Below are 20,395 nucleotides of genomic sequence, written 5' to 3'. Positions count from 1 at the left end.
ATCATCTGTTGCTTCTGCTTATTAATTTGAAAAGTTTTTACAGTTGTTTGTGCAACTGAAAGTATCATACCATTCGTAATTTCTTTGCCATTTTCATCAACAACTTGACCTTCCTTATTAAAACTCCAATTTGCTAATCCATGAGCTTTTAAAGGTCCATAAATACCTTCAACTTTATCATAATAAATAGCTGTTTTTGTTTCGTTCCCTGTAATATTTCCGATAACATCTAGTGTATTTCGATAATTTCTAAATTGTTCTGGATGAGATTTCATATAATATATTTCGTCATCTGATATCATGTTATGAATATCTGGACCATTATAACCAACATTCATCCAACCCATTTTTAAAGCGACATATAGTGCCTCTGATTCCCCTAAGGAGTGACCGGTTGTAGTAATTTCTGAATTAGGATATTTACTCGATATTTTTTCGGCATACTCTAGTGCTGATTTTCCCTGAGATTTCCTAAAAGTCTTGGTTTTAGGGTCAGCAAGTAAATATGTATCCCCTCCAGCAACCATTTCAACATCTGTAGCTATGTCTAAACGATCACCTAAATTAGTACCTGCATAAGCAATCACTATTTCACTAGTATCTGTTCAGCTGTCGTTCCTTCTTTTATCGGAGCAACTACCATAGCTTGCATACCATTTGAAGTATTATCTATAGGTGGTTCTATAATAACATAGTCACTGTTTCCTACAATATCACCTCTTTTCAGAGGTATTTTTACTTTTTTTGAATCAACTCGATAAGCATCCTCAACTAAATATCTGTAACTTTCTTCTGAAATCATTCTATTCTTTCTTCATATAAATCACTTCAATATCATTAATATTTTGATTATTACTATTGATGTCCTTTGAAAAACCTATTTCATTCGGTTGATATCCTAATGCTCTAAGTTTACCACCAATTCTATCTTCAGAAAAACTAATCGAAAATTGTTCATTAATTTTAGTAGAAATTCCCCATGTACCTGTCATCTCATTTTTTGGAAAATCGATAAACTCAACTTTTTTTATTTGATCACCATTTGTTAACTCAACATGTTGTTTTATGTAATTGACAATTCTATCTTGTTCCTGTTTCCTTGATGATGCTTCTGTTGTTGCAAATAAGTTTTTCATGGCTAGTCCTCCTAAAATTACTGTGATTATTATTATCAAATACCATATACGTTTTTTCATAAGCAAATAAACCTCTGTTTTTTCTATACCATTCAAATATAGATAACTTCTTTTAAATTAGTTGAATTACCTCATTCTATTATAATAAAAATTCAAAGATAACGCTTTCTTTTTATTTCTTACTAGTTGTGAAATTCGTATTTTTATACTGATTCTTCTCAACATTATAATTTGCATGAAGTTTCGATATTCTATCATTATTATTGTCCCACTTTTTGCCCACTCAAAATTCATTTTTCGACATTCCTTATAGACAGATAACTATTAAAAACAATCTTAAATGCTTAATATCAGCCCTTTTCAAATTTTATCGGTCTTTAGTTCTATCTTGTAGGGGGTGTCATACTATACATCAAAAAGCCTTTATCTAAAGGCTTTTTTGCTTGTCTAAAGAGGATTTGTCCCATCATTTATCCCTGAAAAAATAAATTCCTATTTTTTAATATCTTGACGCCCTACTTCTATTACGTATATCCGTAATCTATTTCATTAAGATAATTATTAATCAGCTTGTTAACAACTTCTGATTAATCTTGATTGGAATAATGATAGGCATCAGGAATGATCTGATTTACACAGTTTTTGTTATTCTAAGTCCATTCTTCAGAAGATTTAAAAATATTTCCAGTCTTATCATATTCACCACATAATAGTGTATATGTAAAATTAAATTTACAAAAATGGTAAAATGAAACCAAAAACATTTCATTTAAAATTTATTTAGGTTAGAAAGGAGATACTGCCAAACCCTAGATAAAAAACAGAAACAAAATCGTCAATTTAGTCGGTAAATATATCGGTCGAGATGCAGCTGTATCTGTCGGAGCATCTCTCAACACCGTTATGCCGGTCTTGAGAAATTTACTGTACTGGAGCGATTTAGCCCACAGAACAGTTGAAGGACAAGTGAAAAACGCCTTGACAACTTCCGAAATGGCAGAAACAACAGCTTCAACCATAGCTTATTGGATTCGTCTTGCTTTAGAGTAGGGGGCTTAATGACAGAAGAACAGGAATATAAACAGTATATTTACAATAATTTAATAATTCAAATATGTGAAAGTTTAAACATTTGTTCCAGAGAATTTTTCATCATCAAATATAATTTATCTCTAGACGAAATCAATCACATCAATAATGTTTTCAAAGAAATAGTTACAAAAAACATCTTAGACTACACCATATTTAAAAACAAAATCCAAGAAGGTATTCCAAGATTTAATTCCGACGTTGTATTCCAAACATTATTAGAATCATATAAATCCCATCAACCTATTGCACAAAAAATACTTCAAATGGTATGCAAGCTATGGTAGTTGCTCCAATAAAAAAGGACAAAAGCTGAACCGGATACTAGTGAAATAGTGATTGCTTATGCAGGTACTATTTCAGGTGGTCGTTTAGACATAGCTACAGATGTTGAAATGGTTGCTGGAGGGGATACATATTTACTTCAGGTGAGAAATGGAAATTACCTGAAGAAACCACAGTAAATAAGAAAGTTAAAAAGATAATTACAGAATTAACTATTACTCCATTAATAACAGATTATGGTGCAAGACATACTTATGGGAGTGTTAAGGTTCAAGAAGGAGTAGTATGGAATCTCCTATTATTGAGGAATCTGAATTACCTCTTTTTATTATAATAAAAAGAGGTAATTTAATTAATTTAAAAGAAGTTATCAATATCAATTGTATGTAAAGATTTAGAGTTTTTTAAGAGCTAACTTCACAAATAAACTTCCAAAAATCTATGACATTAATCATGGCTTTTCTTATGTATTTATACGCCCCTACAGTCAAAATCAAGAGTTTATCACTCGCTAGTATATTGGTTTAATATAAATGGTGACCAAAAGGAGACCGTTTTTTAAGTTATTATTTAAAAATTAAATAAATTGCGGATTAATACTCTTATTTTTAACGTTTTATCGTTTAAAATATTATATAAATTATATAAAAGAGGATACAATATGTCACAAATTAAATTAAATTAACTCCTGAAGTACTCCGTGCGTCAGCACAAAAATACACAATAGGATCACAATCAATTACAGATGTGTTAACTGCTTTAACGCAAGAGCAAGCAGTTATTGATGAGAATTGGGATGGTACAGCATTTGACAGTTTTGAAGCTCAGTTCAATGAATTGTCGCCGAAAATCACACAATTTGCACAATTGTTAGAAGATATCAATCAACAACTATTAAAAGTAGCAGATGTTGTAGAACAAATAGACTCTGATATTGCTTCGCAGATTAATCAGTAACTGGCTTATTCCCATTCATAAGTATAGCTTAGGAGGGCATAAGCCTTCCTATTTTTGATATACTTAAAAGTGAGTATCAATTATATCGAAGGAGTTAATGATGAAGAAAAAGTATTGGATTTTACTAATATTACTATTAACAGTTTTGGGAGGAAGTGGCTATATGGTTTTTAAACAACATACAGAAAAGGAAAAAATGATTGCAATAGCTCATAGTGATGAGGCAAAAAAAGTTTATGAATCATTTATGAAAAAAAGAGATAATAGTGCGTTCACAGATGAAGGAATAATAAAAAAATACACAATTGATGATAATAGCGTATACAGTAATCCAATGGGAGGCATTATTGTAAAAGTTATAGTTAATGATTCATCAAAGAATTATATAAGTTATAATTTAATAAAAGATGACGAAGGAAGGATGCATTATGCAAATCTTGTCGTATCAGCTGACCTATCAAACAAACTTGGAGAACCAAAATGATGAAAAAGTATGTTAAGGATGATAGTCTTCAAATAGCTATGACTGAATATAATGAATTGAATTCAGTTAACGATGAAGTTTGGACAGAGGATATTTTATAGAGTATACAAATTTATTTGAATTTGTTTGTTGTATAAAAATAAATGGTAAAATGACAAACATACGCCTTAATAATTCAGATGTTAAACAAAACAGAAAACGCTCTCCTTTGTGAGTGATTAAGTGTATAATTGAATTAAAGTAATATTTTAATTTCTTTTTTATAAAGGAAGATGACTATGAACAAGTCAAAAGTTGTGTTGGCTGTTTGTGTAGTTGGAATAAGTTTTTTAGCAGCAATGAATTCTGATATTGACTCGGTAAGTGCTAATGCAGTTATGAATTCTAATTATATTCCACAAACTTCAAATATAATTATTTCATCTGAAAAAATTTCTCCATACGTTATAGAGTTTGTTACTCAACAGGAATCCAATAATATTACTTCATATGCACGTTCCTTACAATCTCAGGAGGAAGAAAATTTCAATACTGTCAGGTTTGACTTTACACAAGCAGAATTTTATGATGAAAATGGGAATCTGGTTGATAAAGATACTGTTATGGAAACAGTAAGACCAGAAAAATTGTTGGCTAGGTCTGTAGGCACAAGTGGTGGAACTTGGTTTTCAGGATCAGGTTATAATGTATGTAAAGGAATGCGTGTTTCAGGTAATGCAGGATTGGTCGGTTTACAATCAAGCTACTATGTAGATTTTCAAAAGGTTCAAGGAGGGTATAATAGACTCGATAGGGTATATGGTGCCACAGTTGATAGAGCAGGAACTTGGACCTTTTTAGTTAATGGTGTATTTAGGGGTAGTGAAGCACCCGGAGCCTCAGCTTATGGTGGTATAAAAGGTCAGTGGTCTGTCTCACCAGGGTTTGGACTTCCTACTGGTACATCTACAAAATATCTATACTTCAGAGTTGGTAACGACACTTTTTGGTTAGATACTAATTTTTAAAGAGAAATTAATTAAGAGGTTTTTATGGCAGAATTTATGTTATATTTAGGAATATTATTGAATTTATTGTATTTAGGACTTGCTATTACAGCAGTAATTTACCTTATAAAAATATATAAATTACTTTCAGAAAAAAATCATTAGATAAAAAGAGAGATATTTTCTAAAGATTAAAATATTACTTTTCGTTTCAAAGGGAGCTTGCATGCAATGTAGGCTCTTTAATAAGTTGTTTGAGAATTTGTTTGCATCGTATTTCTATTAGTTATACAAAGAAAGGTAAGATGATTTGTATGTCAACAGTTGCAGTAAGAGTTGATGATCAGTTAAAAGATGATGCAACAAAGCTTTTTCAATCTTTAGGATTAGATATGAGTACTGCTGTGAAAATGTTTCTCATTCAATCTGTTAAAACTCAAAGTATACCTTTTGAGATTAAAAATAATCCTTCAATTCTAGTTGAAGAATTACAAAATAAGGAGTTTTAATGATGAAAAAGAAATTTTTAGGATTGTTAGTTTTAACTTTATATTGTCTACACTATATACTTCTCTAGAGAGTTTATTATAAACCTTTTCAGAAACCATCATTTATCCTCATAATAGATTATTGAAATATCATCACTATTTTTTTGCTTGTTTCATTTAAAATTCGAAAATACTTTGGTGAATAATTCGATAATTCTATTTCTCCACTAATTAGACTTCCTGCGAAACAAAATATGGTACAATAGTTCTATGAATTATGAAGCAAGCAAACAATTAACTGATGTACGATTTAAGCGCCTTGTTGGTGTTCAGCGCACTACTTTTGAAGAGATGTTAGCTGTGTTAAAAACAGCTTATCAACGTAAACACGCAAAAGGTGGCCGAACCCCTAAGTTAAGCTTAGAAGATCTCCTCATGGCTACTCTTCAATACATGCGAGAATACCGCACTTATGAACAAATTGCGGCTGATTTTGGCATTCACGAAAGCAACTTAATCCGTCGAAGTCAATGGGTTGAATCAACTCTTATTCAAAGTGGTTTTACGATTTCAAAAACTCATCTTAGTGCTGAGGATACGGTGATTGTGGATGCAACAGAGGTAAAATCAATCGTCCTAAAAAATCAACTAGCGAATTATTCTGGTAAAAGAAATGTCATGCTATGAAGGCTCAGGCGATTGTCACAAGCCAAGGGAGAATTGTTTCTTTGGATATTGCAGTGAACTATTGCCACGATATGAAGTTGTTCAAAATGAGTCGCAGAAACATCGGACAAGCTGCTAAAATCTTGGCAGACAGTGGTTATCAAGGGATCATGAAGATGTATTCACAAGCGCAAACTCCGAGGAAATCAAGCAAACTTAAGCCACTAACTCTTGAAGATAAAACCTATAACCATACGCTATCCAAAGAGAGAATCAAGGTTGAGAATATTTTTGCCAAAGTAAAAACGTTTAAAATATTTTCAACAACCTATCGAAATCGACGCAAACGGTTTGGATTACGAATGAATTTGATTGCTGGAATGATCAACCGTGAACTAGGATTTTAGTTTCGCAGGAAGTCTATTAATATTTTTTGTTTTAGAAGTTTAATAAAAGCATTTTTAATAGGATTAGATATCATAAACTCTGAATAAATAATATCATTTCTTGCTATCCCCTTGACTACATAAGTACTAACCCAATATATTTCATTAAGAATTTTGTTGATTTCATCTTCTGACAATTGCTTTGTTTCATACAGAGAACTTCTTTCAAAATTATAATCAAGATATTTATTCTTTTTATCTAAAAGTACTTTTGAAAAAGCATCATCTAAATAATCCTCCAAGAATTCTGGTTTAATAAGCCTTAAATCAATCCTCGTCAGATCTTGAAACTGCATTAAGTAAGCAAAGCAATTGTATTCCGTCTTATTTCTAAACTCATTTGGTTTCTGCATTATAAGAATATCACCGAATTTTTTATGATAATTAGTGTCAGAAATAATATCTTCTATAAAATTAGTAACAAAAACAATATCATAATCTTGAAAATCATCTTTCGGTACATTTGGGTTAGCCCGAGATCCATTCAATAGTACAGCTTCGATTCTCTTATCTTGGTTTGCTATGTTTAAAACCAAATTATATATTTCTTGCTCATCTCTCATAATGGCTACCTCCTACTTCACTTTATATTACCATGTTTTTTCTAATACCTTTATATTACCCTTGTATTTTTCTCTAAGCATGTAATCATAAACTTAAATTAGCATGGACATACCTTTACGACCTCCAAGGATTCAATTTTAAATTTTTCTGAACAACTGATTATGATTCCAAATATTTTCAACCGTTTAATGTTAGTATGTCATCAGTTATCATCACTCTTTTTATGATAGTTAAGATTTTTAAACTATCATCTTTTGAAAAATATTTCATCTTGACTATTTCTGTTAATAAATCAGCTCCATGAGCAAAGGCATGTATCCATCCAAGCTCCTCGTCAAAGCCTCTAAAATCAGGTTCATCTATAAGCCAGGAGCATGCCTGATTCATAATTTTTATCTGATCTTCTTCAGATATCCAACTTTTATTATTTGAGTCCTCCAATAATAAAGCTAGTAATAGAGCAGTAAAAGATCTGTTTAACACAGTATTACTGTTGGGTACTCCTAATCCTTGTAAAAGAAATTTATCCCTTAAAACTCTCTGAAGGACATTTAATTTCTGGCTTTGCATCAGTTTATGTTCTATTACTAATTTAACCCAAGACCCATATACTATTTTATCTCGAACTCTTGGGTTCCAATCTCCTATATGATGTAATCAAAAAGATAAAACATCCTCATCAATTGGATAATTATTTTCTATCTTTTTGATTACATCACTTGCTTCCATGTTTCTCCTTGCATGACTTTATATTTTATATTTTCCAAAGTGTAACATTAGAGTTTTCGTTTTCACTTTAAAATGATTATAGTAACTTTAATTTTTTACTTGAATACTCACTTTTATATCAGAAATTTTTAGTACTTATTCTTTGACTTTAGAAATATAGCGAAGGCCTACCTTGTAACCTCCATTAGGAAAAAATTGAGGCATACCATAAATATACGATAGAACTAAAATTACCAGAGAATATAGAAAATATAAAAGTATAAAAATCTAAAATGCTTCTGCTTAATTTATAATTTCCTTGGGTTTTACAGCTCGTGTAATATAGTATATTCCAGAAATTAAAAAGTAAAACATAGGTAATATTCTTAATAAGGCAAATGGTGTTTCAAATAAGAATGCTAACCAAAATATTTTCCCTTGCATTTCCCATAGACCTTGCGTCAGATACCAACTTTTTGGATCAAATATGGTGATAGAAGTTGTTCTTATCAAGAGAAAGAAATAAAATAAAGAGAAAAACGCATGCTCACAAGTATATTTATAATAACTCATAGCCATCGCTGATTTTGATTCTTGATCAGAAAAAATCTCTGAACTGGTTTCAGGCTTTATTTTTGGAAAATAATGCAGCCCTCCCCAACGACTACCGCTAATATGCTTCCATCCACTGTCCTCAAATAAAGTGATATAGTTAGCATAGTCATCTTTCGATATGTATTTTTTAAAATCCATTTTTATTGACATCTTGTCTTTTTCTTTATCTCTCTTAAAATAATAGAAGGCTGGAAGAAATGAGTTAATGCCTGTAAAAGTATAGCCACTTTTTTGAACCTTATCGATCCATTCTTCCTCTTTTTCTGTGGATTTAAAAAATAATTTAAACTTTATCATAACTATCTCCCCCAAAACCCAACTGATTAGCAGTATTAAGTAACTTTCTTAATCGATTCGTTTCAAGTTCTACTATTTCTTTTCCTGTCTCAGTAATAATATAAACTTTTCTTCTTCTATCGTCACTTGGGATAGACTTTATCCATTTTTGTTTAAGTAAATTTTCAATGGCACCGTACATTGTCCCTGCGGCTATTCTAACATCACCGCCACTCATTTCTTCAACTTTTTGCATAATAGCATAGCCATGCGCTTCCTCAAACAAAGCTAATAAGATATAATAGGTAGTTTCTGTTAACGGTAAATGTTTATTCCTTTTCATCAATTCTCTCTCTATACAGTTAAACTTTATATAGTTATTCTATACAATATAACTATATAAGTCAACTGTATATTTAAACTTATTAAAAAGAAAAGAACAGATAGCCTATCCAATTATTCGTTTGGAGTTTTTTATTTTAGTCGTAACTTCTCAAAAGTACTATAGTTTTTTATAATCTATTGACTATAGTACTGTTGTTTATTCATCTCATCCTGATCTTAATACCTTTAATTATGACTTCTTATCCAATCTATACAGTTAAAATACCTCCTCATAAACACAATAGTTTTTAAAATTAATAATAGAGACTAGAGTTCATCACTCTGGCCTCTATTATTTTTTATTCAATTTATATCCATTGATTCATCTCTTATGATATTACTTGAATAAGCTACCATAACCAATGATAACAGTAATCCTAAAAATTTCTTTTTCTATATTCTACAACCACTTTTCCAATGTATTATCTAAAATAATCGTTATTTGGGTTTATTCATCTGTTTGGCTAGTTTTCTTCACAATTAATCAAGAAGTTTTACATATATCCTTGAATCTCTATCTGGAAAAATGTAGTCTACATCTAGTTTATCTCTTGTTATTTGCTTAAATCCTTGATTTTCATAAAAGAAGTGAGATCTTTTCTCTTTTTCTGGAGTATCCAAGACAATTCTTGTGAATTTACTAGCTCGAGCAAAAAGCATAAATCTTTCAAATAATTTTCGACCAAGTCGAACAGGATTTCCTCTATATTTTGAATATGTAAAAAATTTTTTTAGAACAGCTGTTTTATCATCAATACGCAGTAACGCAATCGAACCAACTACTTTTTCATTTTCTAAGGCAAGCCAAAATTGACCTTTTCTGTTTTGATAATAATTTTCTATTTGAAAAATATCGTCTTGTTCAGCCATCTTTATATCAAGTTTAGCTTCTATATTCTGACAATAATTAATTAAATCTACTAGCTGTGCTAAATGGTACGGATTATTCTCGTATTCTTTAATTTCCATAATATATTTCCTTATTTTGACTTTAAAGTATATTTCTGCAATGAGGTATGCATAAGACATCATATTAGTTGGAAATATTGATCTAGATAAGTCAAATAGCAGCAAGACTCTTAATTCGGTTTTATTTTTTCAAAAAGTAGCTATCGCCTTATTGATATCTCATCAAAATTAAACTTCACTTTTTTCAAAAATGTACATGCTAAGTAATAACGTCATTATAATAAGCAAAAACACTAATATGCTCGGTTCCATTAAGTCTTGAACTTTAAACTTTCCACTTAACATTTCTCCTTGTTTTTGGATAAGAAGCATAGGATTATAGCTTTTACTGATTTTAAAAAATCCAGATACTACACATAACACCACCATAAAAAGACAACCTAACAAAACCCCTAAAGTTTTACGAAAAAGAACTGAAAAAAAGAGTATTAAGCTTATGAAAAGGATACCGATAAACCATGTTGCACCATAAACCATTAATTTATGACTTCCTTCGTTATTAAAGTAATATAACGTATAACTAAAATGTATGACAACACTTAATAAGTATGACACTGTCCATAGAAGGGTAATTACTATAAATTTAGCAAGGATTATAACTTTTTTGGCTAATCCCTTCGTAACTAGATTAATTAAGGTTCCTTTTGAAAATTCTTGCGTCAGTGTACTACTAAATAAAAATACTAAAATAACTAAACCAAGCTGATTCATATTTTTAAAATACTGAATATAAGAATCAATATAGGTAGGCTCTGGTATCGCTCCCTGTAGTTTTTTAGGTAAAATTCCTGCCATAATATCAGGCATCATAAGTGCAGTTAAGGGACCTAATATACCAAATATTGAACAAGTAATCAGAATAGATATAACTTTGTATGTCCTAACATTCTCCATCCATTCTTTTTTTAACATTACTGCTAAAGATTTCATTTGGTAACCTCCAAATAAAGCTCCTCTAAACTATTGTCAATGACTTCAATAGCTGATGGGCTAATCTTTAAAGAAACTAAATCTTGGTAAAAACCAGCTAGTAAATCTGCTTTGTTATCCATTTTAGAGCCTTTGAGAGTCAGTGCATACTCATTATCTTTCTTTTCTATCTGATAGTTATGAGATAGTACCTTAGCTTCAGACTTTGTCACTTTTATTAAAATACGAACCGAATAATTTTCCTCTGATTTTTTTCCTTTTAACTCTTCAAGAGAATAAATCCCACACTTAGTTAACACCAGAACGTGATCACATATTTTTTCGACATCAGAGAGAATATGGGTAGAAAAAATCACAGTTTTTTCTCCTCTAAGATTTGAAATAATATCTAAAATATCTTGGCGACCTTTCGGGTCTAATGCAGAGGTTGGTTCATCGCAAATAATAATTTTAGGATCATGGACCAGTGCTTGAGCTAATCCAAGACGCTGTTTCATTCCTCGAGAATAAGTAGCAATCTTTTGGTGATTATCGTCAAGTCCAACTGACCTAAGTAGTTCTTTGTTAGAAAGCTTATGCTTTGATCTCGCTAAACCAGAACATAAATCAAGATATTCTAGAGCTGTCATATAATCGTAGTACTCGGGAACATCTGGGAGATAGCCAATCAGTTGATTGGTATCTGTTCTTCCAAAATTAACTTTTTTACCAAAAATTGTTATGAAACCCGTATCGAATTTTAACAATCCTAAAATCATTTTTATTGTCGTTGTTTTACCTGCTCCATTTGGTCCTACGAATCCATAAATCATATTTTCTTCTAAATCAAAAGAAACATTATTTAATATTTTTTTAGGACCAAAAGATTTTGTAACGTTTTGAAATGAGATAGCTTTCATTCATTATTCCCTTCCAAAATAAGAAATGCAATTGGCCCAATTATATTAAGAAATATAATGACCAAAAACCAAACTGGCTTTGAAAGGTGTTTAGTCATCTTAAGTTTACTTAGTTTGACTAGAGAAATGATAATTAAAGCTCCTTGCAACATAATCAACGGAACTAGGAATGGTAATAATTGATTTGGTATTTCTGTATTCATATTAGTAATCCTTTTTTAAATCGTTAAGTTTTTGAATCATTTGTTGAAATTCTTTACGCCCTGATAGTTCTTTAAATTGTGAATTTTGAAATAAGTCCTCAACTCGTTCTATTACCTGTAATTGACTCGTCGGTGGTGCAATACCAGTAGGTATTGTCTCTAACCAATCATCGATGGTATAAAAGAAAGTATCACCGTGTAATTCAAATCTTTGGAGCAATTGTTTTAAAGATTTAAAACATTGTTTTAAGTATCCTAATGCCTTATCATCATCACTTTTACTATAATGACAAGCTAAACTATAATAACACTTGATGACTGTGTTGGGATGCAAAGAGTTTAATTGAAACGCTTCTATCATATGTTCAAGCCTTTCAAAAATATCGCCTTTGTTTTCTTCAACTTCAAAAGTTGATAAACTCAATAGATACTCGCATACAAGTAGAATCTGCTGATAAATTTCAACCTGTAATACTTGCTTAGCTCGGTAAACATCGCCTTTTGCAAAAAAGCTATTAGCTAAAAGTAATTCTTCACCTAATTTATAGGGACTATTCTGGTAAAGGTTTATCACTTCATCATATTCAAGGTTGTGAAAAAGAACGACCGTTTTGAACATTATCGCCGTCTGGAGGTCAGACTCAACTACTGTTTTACTAATAATTTTATTTAGTGTACTTAGTGACCACTCTTTCATTTCTGAATCATTAAGGTTGGTTAGGTTGCTCAAGACCATATTAATCATTATCAACAGAGTCTTAAAATCGTTAGGGAACTGTTTTGATAATTCCTTAACTTCCTGAAAGAAATCTCTCTCAGACAATACATTTGCTTTTATTTTTAGATCCTTAATGAGCTGATTTCTTTGATCATCTGACAATGTTTTTTGATAACCGACTAAGTCATCCAAGCTAATATCAAAAAGATTAGCCATCAAAATAAGATAGTCAATATCCGGTTTAGCTTGATTATTTTCCCACTTTGAAATTGTAGTTTTTGTTAAATGCAAATAATCACTCAAATTCTCTTGCGTCATACCAATCTGAGTACGTTGTAAATAGATATTCTCTCCAAGCATCGGTCAATCTCCTTTCACGTCCATTATAGAGTTTCTAAATCAAAAATAAAAGTTCCTATCAGGAAATATAATATAAAAAAGTTTCCCTAGAAGAAACTTTTTCGTTGATTAATAAGTGGCAAAATAGCATTAATAATAACAATGGTTAAATAAAAATTAACTTCACTAATATTTGTCATTGAAAAATAATGAATTATAAAAGAGCCCTTAAGAAAGGCTCTTTTATAATTCATTGGTAACTACTATTTTTATTGTAACTCTTTCAAAGATACAATAGCAGACAAACCACAATATGACGTTGCTCCTAGTAACAACGACCCTAAAATATCCGTTAAAAAATGATTTTCTAAATAGAGTCTTGAAAAAATAACTGATGCAAGGATCACTAATGCAAATATTACGAAAACTACTTGTGACAATACTCTTCTCAATCTCTGTCTTGCAACCACTAAAACAAGAATCATTAATAAAAACGTTGATATCGTATGTCCACTGGGAAAACTATAACCCGAATCAAAAACAAGTTGATTCATAGGTCTATGACGTGCGATGATATCTTTTAAAAGCAGTGCCAAAGCATTGGTACCAAAAAATAACATAAATAGCCACACAGCTATCCTTTCGTTTAAAAAATATTGATACCCAAGGATAACAAGTGCTATTAATGACGTTGTCAAAGGGCTGACAACTGTTGATATTATCGTCATTAAGTTAGTTAAATCGGGGTTTCGTATGCTTTGAAAAAAAGCTGAAGTGATATTATCCAAATAACTTATCATATCACTTTGAGATTTAACTGCTAATGTTAACACTAAAAAAGAAACAAATAGTATAACACACTGGAAGAAGGGTTTCTTGTTCACTACATAACCTCACTTTAATAAAGAGATAAATCTTCATACATTATGGTTTAAAATATTTAAAAAATGCTTAAAGCACGCGCTAACCTCTTAGGTTTAAATATGACTATTCACAAACTAGAAGAAATACCAAATACGAACTTTTCCTATTAATTAGCGTTCAAATTTTCATTAATAAAGCAATATTGCTACAATATACTTGAAACGGAGGGAACAATGGATATTACAGATTATCAAAAATGGGTGAGCGAATTCTATAAAAAAAGAAACTGGTATCAATACAATTCTTTTATTAGAAGTAACTTTCTTTCAGAAGAAGTCGGCGAATTGGCTCAAGCCATTCGCAAATATGAAATTGGACGTGACAGACCTGACGAAACCGAACAAACTGATTTGGAAAACTTAAATGATATAAAAGAAGAACTAGGAGATGTCTTAGATAATATCTTCATACTTGCTGATCAGTATAATATCTCACTAGAAGAGATTATCAGCGCACATCGCACTAAATTAGAAAAGAGGTTTGAAACATGAGAATAACTATTTTTTGTGGAGCAAGTACTGGGGAAAATCCTGTTTATAGTGAAAAAACAGTTGCCTTAGCACAATGGATGGCACAAAACAAACATTCTCTGGTGTATGGTGGAGGAAAAGTTGGCTTAATGGGAGTCATGGCTGATACTGTGATTGCAAATGGTGGCTATACTACTGGTGTTATTCCGACATTTTTAAGAGATCGTGAAATTGCACATGAAAATTTATCAGAGCTTATCATAGTAAATAATATGCCTGAACGTAAGGCAAAAATGATGCTACTTGGAGATGCCTTTATCGCTCTACCTGGTGGACCTGGTACCCTTGAAGAAATTTCCGAAGTTATCTCTTGGTCTCGCATCGGTCAAAATGATAATCCTTGCATTTTATATAATGTTAATGGCTACTTTAATGATTTAAAAAATATGTTTGATCATATGGTTGGTGAGGGTTTTCTTAGTCTGGAAGATAGAGAAAATGTCCTATTCTCAGATGATATTGCTGAAATCGAAGATTTTATAACGAATTATAAAGTCCCTAGCACGCGCCAATACTAGATTGATAAAAAAAGGAAGTTTCTAATTGAAATTTCCTTCTTTTTTCGAAGCGATTACCCTTGGTTCATTTTTCTTTCAGCTGGTCAAGCCCCTCCTCTCAATATCCAAACTCATCCTTTCTGATCGAGAACTTATAAATTTTTAGGTAATCTTTAGAGAAGCCAAAACCATAGTCTTGTCTATGTATTTTATCTTATTAGAAGTATCCAAGTGCCCGTCCCTATTGACTAATGACTTAGAAACCTATACATTATACATTATAATATTTCTTTGTCGTTACCGTTATTAATAAGGAGGTAATCAATTGAATCAAGAAAAAAAGAGACTTAACCTAATCGGGCTGATACTTTTAGCTCAGGCTATTGTTTTAAGTTTGGCGACTACACTATTTGCTGAAATCTTACAAAATGATGTCTGGATAGGTATAGCAAGTACTTTAATCGCCTTACTCATTCCTTGTTTTTTTATGGGTTTTAAAAATTTAAAAAAACATCTAACGGCAACTCATCATACAATCACTTTCACCACTATTTTATTCTTGTTAAGCATTATATATACTACTAATAATATAGTCTCCACAATATGGGATGCTGTGCTAAATCATCTCAATATTATGGAATCGGAAAGTCAAAATTATGATGCCACCTTCAGTATACTTATGATTAGTTATTCTGTTGTTGTAGGTCCTTTTTTTGAAGAAGTTTTATACCGAGGAATAGTATTGAATTTATTATCCAAGTATGGTAAATGGTTTGCCATTATTACTTCTGGCATCCTATTTGGTTTAATGCACCAAGACATTTCTCAGCTATTGACTACATCTATTGCGGGTATCATAATGGGTTTTATCGCTTACCATTATTCCTTTAAGGTAGCCCTACTCCTTCATATCTGCAATAACTTTATCGTAGAAATTTTCACCCAGCTATCAACAGTAAACGAGTTATACGGGACTTATTTTGAAAATATATTGCTAATTTTAGCAATCTTATTTATATTATATTACCTTTTTACGCATAGGAATACTGCTCGCCATCGTATAAGTCTGCACTCTAACGTTCGAGAGGCTGACTCAATAAACTCTAAACAATACACAAAATTATTACTTACTAGTTGGCCTTTTATTCTCCTTGTCATTTACGACATTGTCCTAACAACTATTAATTAAGACCAAGCCACAAGACACAAAAAGTATGGTTTTGAAAAGGATAATCATCCTCCTTTTCAAAACACATACTTTTCTTTATGTTTACTAAAAGGTCATTAATAGTGAGATAATGTCAATTTTTTTATTATCAAATATGGTAGACTACACAGGACATATTTACACTTCTAGATTTCCTCTCCACGCTTCTGTGCCACCATCTACATTGATTACTTTGTAGCCTTTCAACTCAAGAAATTGGCATGCTCTAATAGATCTTCCCCCTCGTTGACAAACAAGATAATATTCCTTATTTTTATCTAACTGTTCAAACTTATGACTGAGTTGACTCAAAGGAAGATTTATCGCACCTGGAATATGCCCCCCACGATACTCATGCTCTTCACGAACGTCTATCAAATGGATATTATTATGCTGGGCAATCAATGTTTCTAATGCTACAACAGTTATCTTTTTAGTCATAATCTTTATTTCCTTTGATACTTGGTAAATTTAGTCAAATGACTAATCACTTTATTATTTAAAATGGTGACATCGTTCTACTATTATGACTATTATCGTAAACCTTTTAATCGTAAAAATCATGGTAGTACAAAATCACGAAGTCGACAGCATCACACGAAAAATGCAAATATTATTTTAATGCTGTTTGAAGTGCTGCTTGTAATGTTACAATCTCTTGATCAACTTGTTGTACCGTAACATTTGGATTCAACTGAACTCCAACAGCATGTGTGATTGCTTTATTTAAAGTATTGTAAACTTTAAATTCTTTGACGTTAAGTACTTTTTTATCTCTAGTAAAGCGTGTATTCCAGATTTCCTTATCAAGTTTTGATTTTGTATAGATGGTAGCTCTATCAGTTGGTTTTAAATCAGGATAAGTTAAAACCTTTTGTTCTAATGCCTTTACATCGTTAACTTGAGCTTTAATTGAATCAACTGAAGCAAATGGATCTAAAATGCGAATAACTAGCTTAGTTATCCCAAATCCCATATCAATATTTGCTTGACTAACCTTATTTGCTAAATGTTGAGTTGAAAAAGTGATTGCTTCAATCACATCTGTTAAGGCTTCTACACGACTACCAATAGAATTCAAATCATAAACTGTCTCAGGGTTGGCACGCAATGAAGTCTTTAATTTTTCAACACTAGTAATAGCCTCATTAACCGGTTTTTCATAATCTGTTCCCTGAACATTATCTTTGATATTTCTCAACTGAATGCTATCTTGATCAAGCTTTTGAGCCATTTGCTGGGCTTGATTATTACTATTTACATGATTTACCACTTGTGGAGTTGTCACTTGATCAGCATGTACTTCTAATACAGCTGGTGAAAATAACAATGCACCAGCCACTAGAGTTCCAGATAGATACATCATATGTTTAACGTTCATAATGAATTTCCTCCTTTAAACTAAAATCACTTTTACTGCAGTATTTTTAATTTACAGGGCCCATGTTTGTATCTTACTACTTGTCCAAAAGGTCGTCAAGCGCTTTCTTTTCCCCTATATTTTACATTATTACAAATAAACTGCATTTTTTTCATAAAACTAATATTATCATTTTGCTATAATATACTTGCGCCTATCCTTTTGTTAATTTCTGATAATTTAATTTAATTTTTCATGTAAAAAACCATAACGAGAATTTACCACCTTATATAAATCTAAATATTTTAGAAAATTTCTACTTATCACTATTTTTATCAAATAGATTAGCCTAATGTTTTTCTTAAAAAATAAATTTAATAAGAAACGTACTATTTTAGATAAAATCGTTCCATTATGCCCAAAAAACCATACTAAAACTCATTATTTTTACTTTCTGTTTAGAAATTCATACTAGACCAAGTAGTTTAGACGCTTAAAAAGCCTTAAACATAATAAGTTCAAGACTTTTTATTACTTAGTATTTTAAACTGTGAGTTTGTTTGGCAGTTCCCTCCGATGATTTTTACCCAATTTTTTGAACCAAAAGTTAACAATATCGTCAACCATAGTATTGATATCTAGATTACATTTACTGGTAATTATGTTACCATGTGTATGGATAACTTATATCAAAAATATATTAATCTAAAAAAGTGAATAACCCTTATAAAATAAGTAAATCCTAAGTACAGCATTAACTTCAAGTAAACAATTTAACGGAGGTAGTATATGAAAATAGCAATAATCGGATATAGTGGGTCGGGTAAGTCCACTTTAGCGAGAAAATTGGGAAATTACTATAATTGCAATGTATTACACCTTGATAGTATTCACTTCGCCCCAAATTGGGAAGAGAGAAAATATGATGACATGATTGACGATGTCAGCAGCATGTTAGAAAGAAGAACATGGATTATAGAAGGTAACTACAAAAAACTGCTATATCAAGAACGTCTAGCAGATGCAGATGAGATTATTTTTTTTGACTTTAATCGCTTCAACTGCTTGTGGAGAGCATTCAAACGTTACTGTAAGTTTCGTGGTAAGACTCGACCTGATATGGCCAATGGATGCCCGGAAAAATTAGATTTTGAATTTATCAGTTGGATTCTTAAAGACGGTCGCTCTGATAAACAAAAATCAAATTATAAGCAAGTTATTGAGAACTACCCTCAAAAAATAAAGATTCTAAAACACCAACGCGATCTTGAGCAATACCTAAAAGAACTCCCTGTTGCATCCAATACAGACCCTCTCAAGAGCTTATAATTATTATACTGACAGTATTTACTCGTATATCTCGCTTTACCTTTTCTATTCTTATTCTTGAAAATTAAATTGTTTTTCATGTTCCAATTTTCTGAATATTCTGCTATAATATGATAATCACTTGGTCAAGAGACAAAAAACTATTCACTTTTAGAAAATAGCTGTCTCTAATCGACCTTTGGAATAGAGGAGGACACTGAATGACAACAAATGTAATGGCAAATTATAGCTACGGAGAAGATTGCTTCAAAGAAATTCCTAGCGTTTTGGCAACTTACCGTATTCAAAGCATTGCTTTCGTCGGTGGCAAACGTGCCCTAGACAGCTCAGAAGCCGAGGTTCGCTCTATTTTAGAGGAAGCAAATATTAAAGTCACAGGAAGCTTTGTCTATGGAACGGATTCAACACAATCTAACATTGACAAGTTAGTAGCCAACCCACAAGTTCAAGCTGCTGATGCTATCTTAGGTTTTGGCGGTGGAAAAGCTTTAGACACAGCTAAAATGGTAGCAAAAGAGTTAGGTAAAAATAGCTTTACTATCCCAACTATTTGTTCTAATTGCTCCGCAGGTACTGCCATTGCAGTTGTATATAATGATGACCATTCTTTCTTAAGATACGGCTATCCCGAGTCTCCACTTCATATTTTTATCAATACACGGATCATTGCACAGGCACCAAGCAAATATTTTTGGGCTGGTATTGGGGACGGTATTTCAAAAGCCCCTGAAGTAGAACGTGCTACCTTAGAGGCTAAGACCAATAAACTACCACATACTGCAGTGTTAGGACAAGCAGTCGCTCTGTCTTCAAAGGAAGCTTTTTATCAATTTGGTGAACAAGGTCTAAAAGACGTTGAAGCTAATTTAGCTTCGCGTGCAGTTGAAGAAATTGCGCTTGATATCTTAATCTCAACTGGCTATGCTTCTAATTTAGTTAATCAACCTGATTTCTACTACAATTCTTGTCACGCGCATGCATTTTACTATGGTACAACCGCTATTCAAAGACAAGGTGAATTCTTACATGGCGTTGTAGTTGCGTTTGGTGTGTTAGTTTTACATGCTTATTTCAACGAACTAGAAGAACTTGAAAAAGTAGCTCGTTTTAATAAGTCACTAGGTTTGCCAACAACTCTAGCTGACGTCTCTTTATCAGAAAAAGATATTCCAAAAATTGTTGAAATTGCAATGACTACTAATGAATACAAAAATACCCCTTTCGATCCCAAAATGTTTGCTCAAGCTATTTTAGCAGCAGACGCTTTCGGACAGACACTAGCCTAATAATTCACCAACTCGATTATTCCGATACAAAAATCCCTTAGACACATCATCTAAGGGGTTTTTGTTATTAATAAAGTAAAAATACTGCTCTCCATTATAGGAAGTTGCAGTATTAATTTA

At 31.5% G+C, this 20,395-nt stretch carries 25 protein-coding genes and 3 pseudogenes; 14 read left to right on the top strand and 14 right to left on the bottom strand.

Annotated features, from left to right (window positions below):
* Nucleotides 1-248: 248 nt before the first annotated feature.
* Nucleotides 249-802, bottom strand: a pseudogene (locus EGX70_RS11245) (hypothetical protein); the annotation flags it as partial.
* Nucleotide 803: 1 nt separating this feature from the next.
* Nucleotides 804-1,136, bottom strand: a complete 333-nt coding sequence (locus EGX70_RS08995) for a hypothetical protein (RefSeq protein WP_123948087.1) — start codon at nt 1,134-1,136, stop codon at nt 804-806.
* Nucleotides 1,137-2,048: 912 nt separating this feature from the next.
* On the opposite strand from EGX70_RS08995, the gene EGX70_RS11075 reads away from it, so the two are divergent.
* The 9 genes and pseudogenes from EGX70_RS11075 (at nt 2,049) to EGX70_RS08960 (ending at nt 6,498) form a co-directional block, all read left to right on the top strand.
* Nucleotides 2,049-2,186: a hypothetical protein gene (locus EGX70_RS11075; RefSeq protein WP_162471061.1), complete on the top strand. Its 138-nt coding sequence runs from the start codon at nt 2,049-2,051 to the stop codon at nt 2,184-2,186.
* 8 nt (nt 2,187-2,194) lie between these two features.
* Nucleotides 2,195-2,512: a hypothetical protein gene (locus EGX70_RS08990; protein WP_000134167.1), complete on the top strand. Its 318-nt coding sequence runs from the start codon at nt 2,195-2,197 to the stop codon at nt 2,510-2,512.
* 48 nt (nt 2,513-2,560) lie between these two features.
* Complete coding sequence (locus tag EGX70_RS11275) at nt 2,561-2,689, top strand: hypothetical protein (RefSeq protein WP_000562552.1); 129 nt, start codon at nt 2,561-2,563, stop codon at nt 2,687-2,689.
* A pseudogene (locus tag EGX70_RS11320) lies at nt 2,644-2,793 on the top strand (site-specific integrase); the annotation flags it as partial. The gene EGX70_RS11275 and the pseudogene EGX70_RS11320, both read left to right, overlap by 46 nt.
* Before the next feature lie 392 nt (nt 2,794-3,185).
* A complete protein-coding gene (locus EGX70_RS08980) occupies nt 3,186-3,467 on the top strand; it encodes a WXG100 family type VII secretion target (protein ID WP_029661612.1) in 282 nt (93 codons plus the stop codon).
* A gap of 100 nt (nt 3,468-3,567) precedes the next feature.
* Nucleotides 3,568-3,951, top strand: coding sequence for a DUF1310 family protein (locus EGX70_RS08975; protein WP_000731523.1), 384 nt, complete (start codon nt 3,568-3,570; stop codon nt 3,949-3,951).
* 278 nt (nt 3,952-4,229) lie between these two features.
* The gene (locus tag EGX70_RS08970; RefSeq protein ID WP_029140671.1) at nt 4,230-4,958 is read left to right on the top strand and encodes a hypothetical protein; all 729 of its coding nucleotides are present in this window, start codon (nt 4,230-4,232) and stop codon (nt 4,956-4,958) included.
* Nucleotides 4,959-5,251: 293 nt separating this feature from the next.
* The gene (locus EGX70_RS08965; RefSeq protein ID WP_016480129.1) at nt 5,252-5,446 is read left to right on the top strand and encodes a type II toxin-antitoxin system RelB/DinJ family antitoxin; all 195 of its coding nucleotides are present in this window, start codon (nt 5,252-5,254) and stop codon (nt 5,444-5,446) included.
* Between the two features lie 249 nt (nt 5,447-5,695).
* A protein-coding gene (locus EGX70_RS08960) for an IS5 family transposase (RefSeq protein ID WP_123947962.1) occupies nt 5,696-6,498 on the top strand; the annotation gives its coding sequence in 2 pieces (ribosomal slippage) (nt 5,696-6,092 and nt 6,092-6,498; 804 coding nt in all).
* Nucleotides 6,499-6,509: 11 nt separating this feature from the next.
* Here EGX70_RS08960 and EGX70_RS08955 read toward each other — a convergent pair.
* The 10 genes and pseudogenes from EGX70_RS08955 to EGX70_RS08910 form a co-directional block, all read right to left on the bottom strand.
* A pseudogene (locus EGX70_RS08955) lies at nt 6,510-7,100 on the bottom strand (aminoglycoside 6-adenylyltransferase); the annotation flags it as partial.
* Nucleotides 7,101-7,278: 178 nt separating this feature from the next.
* Entirely contained in the window at nt 7,279-7,671 is a 393-nt protein-coding gene (locus EGX70_RS08950) for a DUF2785 domain-containing protein (RefSeq protein WP_001191782.1), read from the bottom strand.
* A gap of 441 nt (nt 7,672-8,112) precedes the next feature.
* Nucleotides 8,113-8,721: a DUF2812 domain-containing protein gene (locus EGX70_RS08945; RefSeq protein WP_123948085.1), complete on the bottom strand. Its 609-nt coding sequence runs from the start codon at nt 8,719-8,721 to the stop codon at nt 8,113-8,115.
* Nucleotides 8,708-9,043 carry a PadR family transcriptional regulator gene (locus tag EGX70_RS08940; RefSeq protein ID WP_000827865.1) on the bottom strand — a complete coding sequence of 112 codons (336 nt, stop codon included), beginning with the start codon at nt 9,041-9,043 and terminating at the stop codon, nt 8,708-8,710. The genes EGX70_RS08945 and EGX70_RS08940 overlap by 14 nt, the downstream gene beginning before the upstream one ends.
* A gap of 521 nt (nt 9,044-9,564) precedes the next feature.
* Nucleotides 9,565-10,053: a GNAT family N-acetyltransferase gene (locus tag EGX70_RS08935; RefSeq protein ID WP_000403114.1), complete on the bottom strand. Its 489-nt coding sequence runs from the start codon at nt 10,051-10,053 to the stop codon at nt 9,565-9,567.
* A gap of 168 nt (nt 10,054-10,221) precedes the next feature.
* Nucleotides 10,222-10,983 (bottom strand): ABC transporter permease, encoded by a 762-nt coding sequence (locus EGX70_RS08930; RefSeq protein WP_000838136.1) that lies wholly within the window; start codon nt 10,981-10,983, stop codon nt 10,222-10,224.
* Nucleotides 10,980-11,882, bottom strand: coding sequence for an ABC transporter ATP-binding protein (locus tag EGX70_RS08925; protein ID WP_000644459.1), 903 nt, complete (start codon nt 11,880-11,882; stop codon nt 10,980-10,982). The genes EGX70_RS08930 and EGX70_RS08925 overlap by 4 nt, the downstream gene beginning before the upstream one ends.
* Nucleotides 11,879-12,085, bottom strand: a complete 207-nt coding sequence (locus tag EGX70_RS08920; protein ID WP_001090962.1) for a PLDc N-terminal domain-containing protein — start codon at nt 12,083-12,085, stop codon at nt 11,879-11,881. Before EGX70_RS08920 ends, EGX70_RS08925 begins: the two co-directional genes overlap by 4 nt.
* A 1-nt stretch (nt 12,086) precedes the next feature.
* Complete coding sequence (locus EGX70_RS08915; protein ID WP_000900242.1) at nt 12,087-13,163, bottom strand: helix-turn-helix domain-containing protein; 1,077 nt, start codon at nt 13,161-13,163, stop codon at nt 12,087-12,089.
* 248 nt (nt 13,164-13,411) lie between these two features.
* Nucleotides 13,412-14,026, bottom strand: a complete 615-nt coding sequence (locus EGX70_RS08910; RefSeq protein WP_001035910.1) for a phosphatase PAP2 family protein — start codon at nt 14,024-14,026, stop codon at nt 13,412-13,414.
* A 213-nt stretch (nt 14,027-14,239) separates the two neighbouring features.
* Here EGX70_RS08910 and EGX70_RS08905 point away from each other — a divergent pair, with 213 nt between their 5' ends.
* The 3 genes from EGX70_RS08905 to EGX70_RS08895 all read left to right on the top strand — a co-directional run bounded on the left by EGX70_RS08905 (nt 14,240) and on the right by EGX70_RS08895 (nt 16,282).
* Nucleotides 14,240-14,557: a MazG nucleotide pyrophosphohydrolase domain-containing protein gene (locus tag EGX70_RS08905; protein WP_000355472.1), complete on the top strand. Its 318-nt coding sequence runs from the start codon at nt 14,240-14,242 to the stop codon at nt 14,555-14,557.
* On the top strand, nt 14,554-15,114 hold the full coding sequence (locus EGX70_RS08900) for a TIGR00730 family Rossman fold protein (protein ID WP_001223118.1): 561 nt from the start codon (nt 14,554-14,556) through the stop codon (nt 15,112-15,114). Before EGX70_RS08905 ends, EGX70_RS08900 begins: the two co-directional genes overlap by 4 nt.
* A gap of 304 nt (nt 15,115-15,418) precedes the next feature.
* On the top strand, nt 15,419-16,282 hold the full coding sequence (locus EGX70_RS08895) for a CPBP family intramembrane glutamic endopeptidase (RefSeq protein WP_001071067.1): 864 nt from the start codon (nt 15,419-15,421) through the stop codon (nt 16,280-16,282).
* A 156-nt stretch (nt 16,283-16,438) separates the two neighbouring features.
* Here the strand turns inward: EGX70_RS08895 and EGX70_RS08890 are convergent, their stop codons facing one another.
* Entirely contained in the window at nt 16,439-16,741 is a 303-nt protein-coding gene (locus tag EGX70_RS08890) for a rhodanese-like domain-containing protein (RefSeq protein ID WP_000162433.1), read from the bottom strand.
* A gap of 172 nt (nt 16,742-16,913) precedes the next feature.
* A complete protein-coding gene (gene cfb, locus EGX70_RS08885; RefSeq protein WP_001101132.1) occupies nt 16,914-17,681 on the bottom strand; it encodes a CAMP factor pore-forming toxin Cfb-I in 768 nt (255 codons plus the stop codon).
* 768 nt (nt 17,682-18,449) lie between these two features.
* Between cfb and EGX70_RS08875 the strand changes: the two genes are divergently transcribed.
* A complete protein-coding gene (locus tag EGX70_RS08875) occupies nt 18,450-18,989 on the top strand; it encodes a DNA topology modulation protein (protein ID WP_000684245.1) in 540 nt (179 codons plus the stop codon).
* A 200-nt stretch (nt 18,990-19,189) separates the two neighbouring features.
* Entirely contained in the window at nt 19,190-20,275 is a 1,086-nt protein-coding gene (locus tag EGX70_RS08870; protein WP_000210838.1) for an iron-containing alcohol dehydrogenase family protein, read from the top strand.
* Nucleotides 20,276-20,395: the final 120 nt, after the last annotated feature.

Source organism: Streptococcus sp. FDAARGOS_522, assembly GCF_003812445.1.
GTDB lineage: Bacteria > Bacillota > Bacilli > Lactobacillales > Streptococcaceae > Streptococcus > Streptococcus agalactiae.
Note: the sequence above shows the minus strand (reverse complement) of the source record. Positions and strands in the feature narration are given on the sequence as shown.